Source organism: Pacificibacter marinus (assembly GCF_018860505.1).
GTDB classification, from domain to species: domain Bacteria; phylum Pseudomonadota; class Alphaproteobacteria; order Rhodobacterales; family Rhodobacteraceae; genus Celeribacter; species Celeribacter marinus_B.
In genome coordinates, this window is the sequence record NZ_JAHKPU010000013.1 from 37982 (window position 1) to 51916 (window position 13935).

General features: G+C 54.0%; 10 protein-coding genes. 3 read left to right on the plus strand and 7 right to left on the minus strand.

From position 1 onward, the window contains the following. Positions 1–65: 65 nt before the first annotated feature. The 3 genes from KO503_RS02450 to KO503_RS02460 are packed head-to-tail and all read left to right on the plus strand — an operon-like array spanning position 66 to position 3897. Complete coding sequence (locus tag KO503_RS02450) at positions 66–2537, plus strand: penicillin acylase family protein (protein ID WP_215990012.1); 2472 nt, start codon at positions 66–68, stop codon at positions 2535–2537. A gap of 42 nt (positions 2538–2579) precedes the next feature. Beyond that, positions 2580–3572 (plus strand): zinc transporter ZntB, encoded by a 993-nt coding sequence (locus KO503_RS02455; protein WP_215990013.1) that lies wholly within the window; start codon positions 2580–2582, stop codon positions 3570–3572. A gap of 46 nt (positions 3573–3618) precedes the next feature. Further along, on the plus strand, positions 3619–3897 hold the full coding sequence (locus KO503_RS02460) for a hypothetical protein (protein WP_215990014.1): 279 nt from the start codon (positions 3619–3621) through the stop codon (positions 3895–3897). 51 nt (positions 3898–3948) lie between these two features. On the opposite strand, the gene hflX is transcribed toward KO503_RS02460, so the two are convergent. The 7 genes from hflX to KO503_RS02495 form a co-directional block, all read right to left on the minus strand. Beyond that, entirely contained in the window at positions 3949–5238 is a 1290-nt protein-coding gene (gene hflX / locus KO503_RS02465) for a GTPase HflX (RefSeq protein WP_215990015.1), read from the minus strand. Positions 5239–5241: 3 nt separating this feature from the next. Further along, on the minus strand, positions 5242–5475 hold the full coding sequence (gene hfq / locus KO503_RS02470; RefSeq protein ID WP_215990016.1) for an RNA chaperone Hfq: 234 nt from the start codon (positions 5473–5475) through the stop codon (positions 5242–5244). 180 nt (positions 5476–5655) lie between these two features. Then, a complete protein-coding gene (locus KO503_RS02475) occupies positions 5656–7212 on the minus strand; it encodes a TrkH family potassium uptake protein (protein WP_215990017.1) in 1557 nt (518 codons plus the stop codon). Beyond that, positions 7212–8588 carry a Trk system potassium transporter TrkA gene (trkA, locus tag KO503_RS02480; protein WP_215990018.1) on the minus strand — a complete coding sequence of 459 codons (1377 nt, stop codon included), beginning with the start codon at positions 8586–8588 and terminating at the stop codon, positions 7212–7214. Before trkA ends, KO503_RS02475 begins: the two co-directional genes overlap by 1 nt. A 98-nt stretch (positions 8589–8686) precedes the next feature. Continuing rightward, positions 8687–10090 (minus strand): nitrogen assimilation response regulator NtrX, encoded by a 1404-nt coding sequence (gene ntrX / locus KO503_RS02485; protein ID WP_215990019.1) that lies wholly within the window; start codon positions 10088–10090, stop codon positions 8687–8689. A gap of 20 nt (positions 10091–10110) precedes the next feature. Beyond that, positions 10111–12333 (minus strand): sensor histidine kinase NtrY-like, encoded by a 2223-nt coding sequence (locus KO503_RS02490; protein ID WP_215990082.1) that lies wholly within the window; start codon positions 12331–12333, stop codon positions 10111–10113. 158 nt (positions 12334–12491) lie between these two features. Continuing rightward, entirely contained in the window at positions 12492–13865 is a 1374-nt protein-coding gene (locus KO503_RS02495) for a response regulator (protein WP_215990020.1), read from the minus strand. Between the last annotated feature and the right edge of the window lie 70 nt (positions 13866–13935).

A 13935-nucleotide genomic window follows, 5' to 3' on the forward strand; every position in this document is an offset into this window, starting at 1 on the left:
TTAACGCGTCACGAGTCCTAAACCACAGGACCGCCGCGTTCACAATAAGCAGGTCTGCACAGCCCATGGCACTTTTCTTCAAATGGCTTTTTCGCATCGTCACAGGCGTCACTATTCTGGCCCTGCTCGGCGGATATATGGCCTATTATCTCGGGTCGCGGTCCCTGCCCGATTACAGCGCCCCATATCAGGTCAGCGGCATCACGGGGCCAATCGAAATTGCCCGCGACACTGCCAATGTACCGCATATCTTTGGCGAAAACGACGCGGATGTATTTTACGGTCTTGGCTTTGCCCATGCCCAAGACCGTTTGTTTCAGATGATGTTGTTGCGCCGCACAGCCCAGGGCAAACTGTCCGAAGTTTTTGGCGAGCGGACAAAAAACACCGATATTTTGATGCGTCGCTTAGGGGTTTATGACGCGGCCATAGCCTCTGCGCCCCTGCAAACGCCAGAAACCACAGCCGCACTCACAGCCTACGCGCGTGGCGTGAATGCGTGGATCGGCGAAGTGAACAAAGGCGCGATGGGGCGCGGCGCACCTGAATTTTTCCTGTTTCCATCTGAAATATCATATTGGCGTCCCGAGGATTCCATCGCTTTGTTGAAACTTGTGGCGCTTCGGTTGTCGGATCATATTCCTACCGAAGTTCTGCGTGCGCGCACGTCTTTGATGCTGCCGGCTGAGCGCGTCAAAGACATCTTGCCCGATGCCCCCGGTGCGCCAACGGCACTGCTGGACAATTTTGCCAGCCTTTTCCCCGATGTGTCACCATTTACGCCTGAAGCGGGCGTTGATTACGCCATGGCAGGGTTCAATGCATCCCCTCTTGGCGGCGCATCAAACGTCTGGGCGGCTTCCCCAGACCGTGCAGCCTCTGGCGCATCTTTGATGGCCAATGATCCGCATCTTGGGTTCAGCGCCCCCGGCGCATGGTATTTGGCCCGTGTTGAATTGCAAACAGGCGGTGTCATCGGCGCGACCATTCCTGGCATTCCCTTTGTTGTGGCTGGGCGCAAAGAGGCGCTGTCATGGGGCATCACTTCGGCCTATACCGATGACGCTGATCTGTTCATCGAACAGGTGAACCCGAGCGCACCAAACGAAGTTATGACGCCTCAGGGTTACAAAAAGATGATCAGCAAACAATCGATTTTGCGGATCAAAGACCAAGCGCCCGAAACCTTGACGCTACAATGGACAGACAACGGACCGGTGCTGCCACAGACGGCCTTTGATCTGAACACGATCACTCCGAATGGCTATGTCGTGTCAGTGTCATGGACGCCTTTGGCCCATGACGACACCTCACTGTCTGCCTTGATGCAATTGATGCAATCAGACACCGTGACCCAAGGGATCGAAGCGGGTCGTGGCTTTGTCGCACCAGCTCTCAATCTGGCATTAGCCGACCCCGATCACATCGCGCAAAAAACCATTGGCCGTGCACCCATTCGGGATGTGTCGCACCAAAGCCAAGGCCGCATTCCGTCACAAGGATGGGTCGCGACCAACCAATGGCAAGGGTTTCGTCCCTATGACGATCTGCCGTTGTTCTCTCCGACCTCTGGCGGGATCATTGGCAATACAAATAACAAAACCACCGACGCGGCCTTTCCTGATCATTTGAGTTTTCACTGGGGCGACACGCAGCGCATCGAACGCTGGAAACGTTTGATGCAAAACCGCGAAGTCCATACCCGCGAAAGCTTTATTGAGGCGCAAAACGACATCGTGTCTTATTCTGCGCGCTCTTTATTGCCACTGGTCGCTGCGGATTTATGGTTCACCGGCGAAGCTGCGCCTGAGGGCACGCCAGAACGCCAACGCCAACGCGCCTTGAGCCTCTTGGCAGAATGGAACGGCGAAATGAACGAACATTTGCCCGAACCCTTGATCTATTACGCGTGGATGCGTGCGCTCCAAGATCGCCTGATCCGCGACGAGCTTGGCCCGCTTGCTCATGCCTATACCCATATCGAACCTTTGTTTATCGAGCGCGTTTACCGCGATATTGGCGGGGCCTCAGTTTGGTGTGATGTCTTGCAATCGGCCGCCACAGAAACCTGCGCCAATATCGCCAGCCTTGCCTTGGATGACGCTTTGCTTTGGGTTGGCGAGACCTATGGCACGGCCTTGGAATCGCTGCGCTGGGGCGATGCACACACGGCTCAGCACACACATCCCGTGCTTGGCAAAGTGCCCTTCGTCAAATGGTTCGTCAACATTCGCCAATCCACGTCGGGTGGCGACAACACGCTGATGCGCGGCGTCACCGCAGGCATAGGCGATCAACCTTTTGCCAATGTCCATGGGGCAGCTTACCGTGGCGTGTATGACTTCGCCGACCCCGACAGTTCTGTGTTTATCACCGCAACAGGTCAATCGGGGCATCCGCTATCGCGTCACTATGATGATCTGGGCGAACTGTGGCGGCGCGGGGAATATGTGCCTATGACGTTGGACCCGACACTCGCCCGCGCCGCAGGGGTCGGCATCACGCATATTTTGCCCGAAGATACCGTCAATCCGTAAAGAACGCCAACCGGCACGCTTTTTCAAAGTCTGGAACCGCTCATGACACACACCTCACCCAAGGTGCAGCTTTTTGCCCTAGATGGTCACGGCGCCGCGCGCGCGGCTGATTTGCAAGAATTTTCTGTCACGCCAGAGTCCACTGATGCAGGCGTATTTGGGTTTGCATGGGTGTATTGCGGGACAGATCGTGACGCCGCGGCGGCTGAGTTGGCGCTGTTTCATCTGGACCATTTTGTCATCGATGCTTTGACCGCTGATGAGACCCGCCCACGCTGCACGGTCCACGGGGACGGCGTCATCATCAACCTGCGCGGCGTGAATCTGAATGACGGGGCAGACCCAGAAGACATGATTTCTGTGCGTCTTTGGGTCGAAAAAGGCCGTATCATCAGTGTTTGGAAACGCCCATTGAAAGCCATCGCCGATATGTTTGACGCCATGGAGCGCGGCAAAGCGCCAGAGACGCCGGGGGATTTCATCGCCAAACTGTCGTTGCGCCTGTCTGATCGCGCCGAACCGATCGTTGCAGCATTGAATGAAGAAATCGACACTTTAGAAGACACGCTCGCGGATGGACCCCTGTCTGAAGCGCGCCGTACGCTGGCCGATATTCGCCATACGGCAACGGTGCTTAGGCGCTATATGTTCCCGCAGCGCGATGCCCTGACCACGCTTGAGATCGAAGATGTCTCGTGGCTTTTGCCGCAAGATCGCAGCCGTATCCGCGAGGCCGCAGACCGCGTAACACGCATGGCTGAGGAATTGGACGCCATTCGAGACCGCGCGCAAATCGTGCAAGATCAGATCATGGATCAACGCGCCGAAGCCATGAACAGGCAGATGTTGTTGCTATCGATCGTGGCGGCAATTTTCTTGCCGCTGGGGTTGCTTACGGGTCTTTTGGGCGTCAATGTTGGTGGAATTCCCTTGGCGAAAAACCCTTGGGGCTTTGCCATTGTCTGCGTCATCTTGGGCGTGGTCTGCGCGGGGCAAATTTGGTTGTTCAAACGGATGAAGATGTTTGACAGCTGACCTATGCGTTATAAAAATCGCCACCAATTACACGAAAGAGACTGCGATGTTCGACAGTGCTTGGAGCAAACTCAGATACTATGCCAGCACTTTCATATCCATCTGTCTGCTGTTTGGTTTTATTGGCTATTGGGGCTATGACATTCGCGCGGGCGGTTCCATCGGATCTTCCAGTCGCTTTATTCTATTCCGCTGGACGGCAGAGGGCGCGCAACTGCTGTCGGACAGTTATGGCCACCTGTTTGTGGAACATGGTATTATGGGCTTGGCTTTGGCTCTATGGGGCGGCGCCTGCGCCTATGTATGGTGCACGGGTTTCTTTTAAAACACGTCCATTACAATTTCTCAACGCCACCCCAAAAAATCCGCGAGCTACTTACAGCTCGCGATATTCTTTTTCTTGGCGAGGCGTCCATAGAACCACGACTTCATAGCCGTTCTCTGTCGCCTCTTCGGATTCCAGAATTTGCTGTTCAAACAGCCAAGCGCGTTTTTTGCCCTCAGAGTATGGGATCGTGAATTCGCGGCGGATTTTTTCTTCTTCAAAAAACCTCGAAATCGCAGCCAAAAGTTCGGGCACGCCCTCGCCTGTAATCGCAGAGATCGCAAATTTGTCGTCCTCAACTTCTGCACGGGCCAAACGCGCCTCACGCGATTCAGCGTCCAACAGATCGATTTTGTTCCAAACCTCAAACATCGGCGCATCTTCTTTGATGCCCAGATCGTTCAAAATCGTACGCACATCTAAAGCCTGCTCATGGGTCTTTTCATGCGCAATATCACGCACGTGGATGATCAAATCAGCGTCGAGCACTTCCTCAAGCGTCGCACGGAACGAGGCCACAAGCTGTGTCGGCAATGACGAGATGAATCCCACAGTGTCTGACAGAATGATCTCGCGATCTGTGCCGCCTTGTGGGGCGTCCAAAACAACGGAGCGCATGGTCGGGTCAAGCGTGGCGAATAACATGTCTTTGACAAAGACATCTGCGCCCGTGACCTTATTGAAAAAAGTCGATTTTCCAGCATTGGTATAGCCCACTAAGGCAACAATCGGAAACGGCACTTTGGCACGCGAGGCGCGGTGCAATTCGCGGGTTTTGACAACCTTTTCAAGCTGCTTGCGCAACCGGTTCAAGTGGTCATCAATGGCACGTCTGTCGGCCTCGATCTGGGTTTCCCCCGGACCGCCGACAAAACCAAGTCCACCACGTTGACGCTCCAAGTGGGTCCAAGCGCGCACCAGACGCGTGCGCTGATAGCTTAACGCCGCCATTTCGACCTGTAACACACCCTCACGGGTGCGGGCACGATCAGAGAAGATCTCAAGGATCAGGCCGGTGCGATCCAGAAGCTTGACGCCCCACTCTTTTTCAAGATTGCGCTGCTGGGCTGGACTAACAGGCCCATCCACAAGCACGAGGTCGATTTCGTTTTTTTCCAAACGCAGGCGCAATTCTTCGATCTTGCCTTTGCCAAACAACCAACCGGGTTGCAACTTGGGCAGGCGCACAATCTCCCCCCCGATGGTCTCAAGAGACGGCAAAGCAGCGGCCAAGGAAACAGCTTCGGCGAGACCCGATGCAGGATCACGCCGATTGCGGTCGGATTGAATGTCTGGGTGGATCACCCAAGCCCGCGTGAGCGGCTTATCATGTTCTTGCAAGGTTTACTCTTCGCCGTCGTACAGGTTGATGGGCGTTGATGGCATGATCGTCGAAATGGCGTGTTTGTAAACAAGCTGAGACTGGCCATCACGGCGCAAAAGTACACAGAAATTGTCGAACCAAGTGATGACACCTTGAAGTTTCACACCGTTGATTAAAAAAATTGTAACTGGTACTTTAGCTTTACGAACATTGTTTAGAAATGCGTCTTGCAGGTTTTGCTTATCGGCGGCCATGTCTATTTGCCTTTTTTCTTGCGCTTTTGTTGCGAACTACCTCTCTGACGGCAGCACTTTGGCCTACGTTCGCAACATGTTGAGCCGAATGTCAAGATTTCACCCCTCCTAAATCGTTAACCTGTTCCCAAATCGTCGCAATTATTGTCCACTTGGAACAAATCATGAAGATTTCAAAGCTTAGCGTCGCCAAAATTCGGGGTTTAGCAAGGCAACAATCGCCAACATTTCAAGCCGTCCCAGCACCATAGTGGCGGCCAAAATAGCTTTTGGGATCGTGCCCAAGTCTGCATAGCTTAGGGGAGCTTCGGCAGCAAAATAGACAAGCGGTCCAGTGGTCGTCAGCGCGGACACAGTGAACACAGCCGCGGCTTCGAAATGCAAACCAAACAATGACAGCGCCATCATCACAACGGCAATCGTCAGGGCAAAGAGCATGAAATAGACCCAAGCCACATAGGCACCTTGACGGCGCAATCGACGCGCAGTGGCGCCCGCACCGCCAACAGAGTTCGGCGAGATCATCTTTTCAATCTCACGTTCACCGTGACGTACCAAAGCATACAGGCGCAACAATTTCACGCCGCCCGCCGTGGTGGCGACACCGCCGCCAAACACAGCCAAGCCGAACAGCAATACCCCAGGGGCTTGCAGCCCAGACCACAACCGCGCGGCATCCCAACTGCTGCTTTCAAATCCAGTGGTGGTCAAAAATGACATCACCATAAAGGCGCTGCCCCACAAAGCTTGCAACGAGGCAATCACATTGCTTTGCTCGGACACGCCCAAAGCACCGCTCCAGTGGCGCAAGAACAAAACAATCGGCAAACCGACCAGTAACACCAAAGCGATTTTCATTTCTGAATCGCGTAACAACGGTTTTACGTCATTGCCAACTTGATCAACGGTGAAGGTTTTACGCGACAAGGCCAGACTTAAAAAAGCAAAGACGAGAAGCTCGGCGCCAAAATTAGAGTGACCTTCGACAAAGCCGCCGACGGGCGAAATACCAGAGGTCGCCATTGTAGACATCGCGTGACACAGTGCGACAAAAGGCGTGGCTCCCGTCATCGCCAAAGCGAACCACAACACCAAAGTCAGGCCTAAATAGACGGGAAAAAGGCGTTGTGTATACCGCGACAACCGCTCAGGTCCAGCAGCCACACGCACTATTTGCGAGGCCCCTGATGTGACCACATTGCCTGTGGCCGGCGCACGTGCAGAAATGACTTCGAAACCACCCAAATTGAGTGGCGCCAGCACGGCGATGGCCGTCACCCAAGCGAACAATCCCCCAAGCCAGCCCACAATTGCAATCCAAAGATGCACCGTTGTCGGCAGGCGATTGGGATCTTCAAACACGGTGGCCCCTGTTGTGGTCAACGCGGACACCATTTCAAAATAGGCGTTGAAAAAGGTGGTGTTGGGAATGGCTTCTGAGAATGGCACGGCCAACATCACGGGGAGCACAGTGTAGGCTGCCAAAAGCACCAAAAGCTGGTTGCGCCCTTCGCGGTCTCGATCCTTGCGGGTGTCACGATCTTCTGTGTCCTCGCCGCGAAACCGCGCTATCGCGACCAAACAGGCCAAAGTGCCAAATAAAATGCCGGAGTAAAAGAACGACCGCGAGGCCAAAAACTGTGACACCAGCCCACCATAAATGGCAGGCAGCATCATCGCGCCAGAGCAGATCAACATCAGTTGAACAAAGAACGGCATACGCGAGAAACGGTTCATTAGAAGTAATCAATCGAAACTTGCAAAAGGCGTTCCACTTCTGGGACATCTGCGACCAAAGAGAATAATGTAATCACATCGCCCTCTTCGATACGGGTCTCTGCTGAAGGCTTCATGTATTTGTCGCCACGCATAACAGCCCCGATCAAAACGCCCTCTGGGAAATCGATATCGCGAATGTGACGGCCAGACAAAGGCGAGGTTGACAAGACTTGTGCCTCGATCACCTCAGCTTCGCCATCGCCGATGGAATAGACGTTGCGCACACGGCCGTGACGGATGTGGCGCAAAATCGACGACACAGTTGTCGCACGCGGGTTGATATATGCGTCAATGTCGAGCGCCGTCAAAACCGGCACCAAAGACGGATCATTCACTAGACAAATCGCCATGGCACAGCCCGCTTGTTTGGCGCGCACAGCCGACAACATGTTCACTTTATCATCGTCGGTCACACATAAAACAGCATCAGCACGTGCGATACCTGCTTCGGTCAAAACCTCGTTGTCCAAAGCGTCCCCGTGCAACACAATCGTGCGCTCAAGGGCATCGGCGGCTTTTTCTGCTATGATGCGGTTTTTCTCAATCACCTTCGCGCGTACACGTTCAGTACGCGCCTCAAGCGCTTGAGCGACCCCCAGACCAACGTTGCCACCGCCCAAAATCACCACGCGCTCTTGTTTGCGATTGGTCTTGCCGAAAATTTCCAAGGACCGTTTCAGATCCTCGGAATGGGCAAACAAATAGACATCGTCGCCTGCATAGAGCTGATCGTCGGCGTCGGGCGAAAACAAAGAGCCTTCACGCCGCACGCCGACCACGATGGCCCGCAGGGTCGAAAACAGATCGGTCAATTCACGCAAAGAGGTGTTGAGAACGGGACAGCTTTCATCGAGCGAAATCCCTATCAACTGTGCCACGCCGCCAAAGAACGCTTGTGTGTCAAAGGCGGCAGGTGCTGCTAGGCGACGCAAGGCGGCTTCGGCCACTTCTTTTTCAGGTGAAATCACCACATCGATAGGCATGTGATCACGGCGATACAGATCAGAATAGATCGCGGTCAAATAAGATTGCGCCCGCAATCGTGCGATTTTGCGCGGCACGTTGAACACCGAATGCGCCACCTGACAGGTGACCATATTAACCTCATCCGAATGGGTGGCAGCGATGATCATATCCGCATCGCGCGCCCCTGCTTTGTCAAGCACATCTGGGTAAGACGCAAAGCCCTCGATCCCTTGGACGTCCAGCGTATCCGTGGCACGGCGCACCAAGTCGGGATTGTTATCCACAACCGTAACATCGTTCTTTTCGCCAGACAGCTGGCGTGCGATTTGCCAGCCGACTTGGCCAGCGCCGCAAATGATGACTTTCATCGCATCATCCCTTGTTGTTCACGCCTTGGTTCTCACACCTGTCGCGCATGGTCAACGCTTGTCCGGTCCCCGTAACGCGTTCCAATCGAACCTGAGGGTTATTCGACCTCTTCAGGTACATAAGCGACACGACCGCCTGATTTATTGCCAGTGACCACACCCAAGGATTTCAACTTGCGGTGCAACGCAGAGCGTTCCATGCCAACAAAGGTCGCTGTGCGTGAAATATTTCCACCGAAGCGATTGATTTGAGTCAGCAAATATTCGCGCTCAAACAATTCACGCGCTTCGCGCAGCGGTAGGGTGGCGATGCTTGGTGACAAGATAGACCGCCCGTCGTCTTCGCCTTGGGCCGCTTGTTCCGGCAGCTCGTCCGCTGAAATGTCTTCGGTGCTGTCGCCCAAGATCAACACACGCTCGATCACGTTTTTCAACTGACGCACATTGCCAGGCCAAGCCAATGTTTGCAGCATCGCTGTGGCATCGCTGGACAATTTGCGTAAAGGCAGGCCTTGGAATTTATTGAACTGCTCGATAAAGGCTTCGGCCAGAACGGGAATATCTTCGCGGCGTTTTTCCAGCGCGGGCACCTCGATCGGGACCACATTCAAACGGTGAAACAGTTCCTCGCGGAAATTACCCAAAGCGATTTCTTCGGCCAAATCGCGGCTGGTGGACGAAATAACCCGCAAATCGACTGAGACTTTTTCAGTCCCGCCAACACGCGTGAACCGTTGATCCACCAAAACCCGCAGTATTTTGGATTGGGTGCCCGCAGGCATATCGGCCACTTCATCAAAATAGATAACGCCGCCATTGGCCTGTTCCAACAACCCTTTTTCAACACCTTTTTCGGGCGTTTCGCGCCCAAACAGAACATCTTCCATCCGGTCGGGTTCAATCGTGGCCGAGCTAACCGTGACAAAAGGGTAGCCCCCGCGATCAGAATGGGTGTGAATGAACCGTGCAGCCACTTCTTTACCAACGCCAGCAGGCCCTGTGAGCATAACGCGGCCATTGGATTTGGTGACTTTCTCAAGATTGGATTTCAGCTGTTTGAACGCAGCCGATCCTCCGATCATATCAACCTCGCCACCGTCTTTACGTTTGAGCGCGGTGTTTTCGCGGCGCAAGCGCGAGGTCTCCATCGCACGGCCAACAACAACCATCAACTGGTCGATGTTAAACGGCTTTTCGATGAAATCATACGCGCCTTGCTTGATCGCAGCGACTGCAATCTCGATATTGCCGTGGCCAGAGATGATAATGATCGGCACCTCAGGATGTTCGCGTTTGACATGTTTCAGGATATCGATCCCGTCCATGTGACTGTCTTTCAACCAGATGTCCAAGACCATCAATGACGGCACGGCTGCGTCGATTTCGGCCATACAGGCTTCTGCATTCGCGGCCAAACGGGTCTCGAACCCTTCATCACGCAAAATGTCCCCAATCAACTCACGAATATCGCGTTCATCGTCGACGATTAAAATATCAGACATGCCCTACTCCCACTCTACAATCACACTGCAAGCTTTTCTTTTACTTGATTTATCTCAGGAACCAACAAATCCAACTTTACGGTGGCGCAGGCTCCTATACGCCCCGATGGGTCCAAAGGCACGCCATCACTTAGCGTGAGCGCTCCCCCGTGTTCATCGATAATCTTTTTCACAATCGGCAATCCCAAACCTGTGCCCTTATCACGTGTGGTCACGTAAGGTTCGAACAGGCGAGATCGATCTTCAGGCAATCCAATACCGTTGTCGGTGATTGTGATGATTGCTTGGCCGTTATCCTCTGACATCGCCACGCGAATAACTGGCCTATACCCCATTGGCAGGCCGCGTTCGCCAAGACCTTCAATCGCTTCTCCTGCATTCTTGATCAGGTTCGTAAGCGCTTGTCCGATCATTGTGGCGTCCACTTCAGCCACGGCCATAGCGGGCACGATCTGGGTTTCAATGGAGACGCCAACTTGCGCATTGCGCTGCAACAGCACCGCGCCGTTGACCAGTTCCACCAAATCTTGCTCGCGCCGCTCCGGGCTTGGCATGCGGGCAAATTTCGAAAACTCATCAACAATACGGCGCAAATCACCAGTCTGGCGCACAATCACCGAGGTGTATTGCTCCAACGCCTCGCGATCCTCTTCGCCCATGCCCTTGCCAAATTTGCGCAAAATCCGTTCAGCCGACAATTGAATGGGCGTCAAAGGATTCTTGATCTCATGTGCGATGCGCCGCGCCACATCGGCCCAAGCCGCCATACGTTGCGCACTGACCAAATCAGTCACGTCATCGAAGGCCACAACATAGCCCTCAAGCGCGCCATCAACATCCCGCCTACGCGCAATCCGTACCAACAGGCTTTCTTGTGCCTCAGAGCGGATCAAACGAATTTCATCTTGCACAACTTCGCGTCCATGATCCTGCAAGGTTTGGAACAATGGTCCAAATTCTGGCACAGCAACGCTCAGCGGCGCCTCAATCACATCGCTGTCAACCACCGAGAGCAACCCTTCGGCGGAGGGGTTGAGCAATGAAATGCAGCCCTTGGAATCCAGTGCAATCACACCGGCAGTCACAGACCCCAAAACAGAATCAAACAGGCGGCGACGACGTTCAATTTGAACGTTGCGGTCCAGCAATGTGTCGTGCTGGACTTTCAATTCACGGGTCATTTGGTTGAACACGCGGCCGAGAATGGCAATCTCGTCATCGCCCTGCTCTTCTGAGACGCGAGCGGTCAAATCGCCCTCTTTCACACGATTGGACGCTTCAACAAGACGTCCGACAGGGCGCGCAAGCCGTTCAGCGAACCATAAGCCAACCCAAGTGGCAGCCAAAATCAAAATAAGTGCAAAGGCCAAATAAATAAGGCCAAATTCGAACAGCAACCGCCCTCGCTCGCTTTCAAGCTGATTGTATAGCGTGACTGTTTCTTGGGTTTCGTCCAGCAGGCTTAAAATCGCACCATCCACATCGCGGGTGACATAAAGATAGCGATCAGAAAACCCTGCCAAGCGCAGCAAAGCGCGGCTTTCATTGATGTCCCAGTCATCAATCAAAACCAATTCGCCCGCTTCAGCACGCAATAATTGTTCTGGCGTAGGTTGTTCATAGTCGAACAGATAAGACCGTTCTCCGCGCGCTTTAATATCGCCGTCACCGTTGATGACATAGGCCTCGCGTAAGCCGCGCTGAATCAGCCCCTGCCCTTGATTAAGCACTTCACGCAGCGCGCCATCAGGTAAAATCGTCACGGCACGGCGGCGTTCGGTGATGAAGACGGCCAAGCTGCGGGTGTCGGATGCCAGACCATCACGGTGTTCGCCCTCATAGGCTTCAGCCGCAGCCAAAGATGAGCCAACAACATTGCGCACACGATCCGAAAACCAGCCCTCAAGACCGAAATTCAACGAGACAACGGCAAAGACAGCGACTGTCACGGTGGGGATGAGCGCCAAAAGCACGAAGACGCCGGTCAAACGCAGGTGCAAGCGCGATCCTGCAGAATGCGCCCGCCGCGCGGCAATCATTTTCACAACGCGCTGGGCCACCAATCCGGCGACAACCAGCACATAGACCAGATCTGACAAAAGCACGCCACGTAAAGCGGTCGACGAGGCGTAAATATCAAGCGGACCGACAACCACGAATGTGGCAACAGCAAGGATAGGCCCTAGCGCAAACAGGGCGATGGTCGCCCAATTTTGGATACGACGCACCCGACGCAGACGCATCAGCTTGTTCAAGCTTGTTTTCGCTATAGGCTTGCGCAAAGCTGCCCCCACACTGATATCAAAACCGTGAGGCATTCCCCCACACCCCTGTATTTTTTCGAGCGCAAGAAGCGTGGCGATTCTGCCACTGCGCCCAAATCAACACGGGTGTGGCGGTTTTACATCAATTTACGACGGCGTGTCACCTGAATATCGAGGTCATTGATCTTTTTACGCAAGGTATTGCGGTTGATCCCTAGTAAATCAGCACATTTAGCCTGATTTCCCCCGACAGCATCCAAGGCGATTTCGATCAAAGGCCCCTCAACTTCCTTCAAAATGCGCTGATATAGACCGGGAGGTGGCAAAACACCTCCATGCAAATCGAAATAACGGCGCAGATGCTTGTTCACAGAGGCCGCCAGTTTTTCGCCATCGCCGCCGCCTTGCAGCGGTTCAATCGCAGGCTGATTGCCCAAGACAAGCTCGACCTCTGCACGGGTGATTTCTTCTTCTGGCGCTGTGACAATCAAGCGACGGATGGTGTTTTCAAGTTGGCGCACATTGCCCGGCCAGCTGTAAGCGCGCACCAATTCGGTGGCCTCTGCCGTAAAGCGTCGCAAGGCCATGCCATCTCTGTCGGCTTTGCCAAAGAAATATTCGGCTAATAAAGGAATGTCGTCCACACGTTCGCGCAGACTTGGCACAGACAAGGTCACGCCGCCAAGGCGATAGAACAGATCTTGGCGAAAGGCACCGCTTTCCATTTTTGCGCTCAAATCGGCCTGAGACGTCGCCATAATACGAGGCGAATGATCGGTGAAGCTGTCCAACATGCGCACAATGCGCGCTTGGGCTTCTTCGTCCAAATCGCCGACCTCATCAAACAAAATAGAGCCATTTTTAGCGCGTGAAATCACGGCAGCCGGCCCCTCCATTGTCGCCAGATCGGTAGCAGTGACCACCACCAGCGGCAAAGACCGTCGGTCGGAAAAGTCGTGAATAGCACGAGCGATCAGCGATTTACCTGTGCCACTCTCACCAGTGATCAAGACTGGCAAATCCGTGTTCATCACGCGGGCAACCAAACGGTACAGGGTCTGCATTGCGGGCGTGCGCCCAACCAAAGGCAAATCTTCTTGGATTTCGCTGGGGGCTTTTGCGGTTGAGGGCGCAGGATTGGCGCGGCGTTTGACTTCTAACGCTTTGGCGGCCCGCTTCATCAGGTCAGGCAGATCGAAAGGTTTGGGCAGATAGTCAAAGGCCTCAGCTTCGGCGGCTTGAATGGCTGTCATGATGGTATTTTGTGCTGAGATAACAATCACCGGCAGACCGGGACGTTCTTTGGCAATCTTAGGCAGCGCTTCCAAGCCATTGCCATCAGGCATCATCACATCAGAGATCACCAAATCTCCTTTGCCCTCTTCCACCCAACGCATCAATGTCACCAAGGACGAGGTTGCATGCACTTTACATCCAGCCCGCGTCAAAGCCTGCGTCAGCACCGTGCGAATTGTGCGGTCGTCATCTGCGACGAGGATTGTTCCGTCCATTTTAAACTCTCCTTAAGTACCCGTATCGATCTTTATACGGTGCCCGCAACGCGAGCCTTTTATTACGAAA

Bases quoted from the DNA above. Each gene is read 5' to 3' on its own strand.
- KO503_RS02450 (WP_215990012.1), top strand. From the start codon at position 66: ATGGCACTTTTCTTCAAATGGCTTTTTCGCATCGTCACAGGCGTCACT.
- KO503_RS02455 (WP_215990013.1), top strand. From the start codon at position 2,580: ATGACACACACCTCACCCAAGGTGCAGCTTTTTGCCCTAGATGGTCAC.
- KO503_RS02460 (WP_215990014.1), top strand. From the start codon at position 3,619: ATGTTCGACAGTGCTTGGAGCAAACTCAGATACTATGCCAGCACTTTC.
- hfq (WP_215990016.1), bottom strand. From the start codon at position 5,475: ATGGCCGCCGATAAGCAAAACCTGCAAGACGCATTTCTAAACAATGTT.
- KO503_RS02475 (WP_215990017.1), bottom strand. From the start codon at position 7,212: ATGAACCGTTTCTCGCGTATGCCGTTCTTTGTTCAACTGATGTTGATC.
- trkA (WP_215990018.1), bottom strand. From the start codon at position 8,588: ATGAAAGTCATCATTTGCGGCGCTGGCCAAGTCGGCTGGCAAATCGCA.
- ntrX (WP_215990019.1), bottom strand. From the start codon at position 10,090: ATGTCTGATATTTTAATCGTCGACGATGAACGCGATATTCGTGAGTTG.
- KO503_RS02490 (WP_215990082.1), bottom strand. From the start codon at position 12,333: ATGCGTCTGCGTCGGGTGCGTCGTATCCAAAATTGGGCGACCATCGCC.
- KO503_RS02495 (WP_215990020.1), bottom strand. From the start codon at position 13,865: ATGGACGGAACAATCCTCGTCGCAGATGACGACCGCACAATTCGCACG.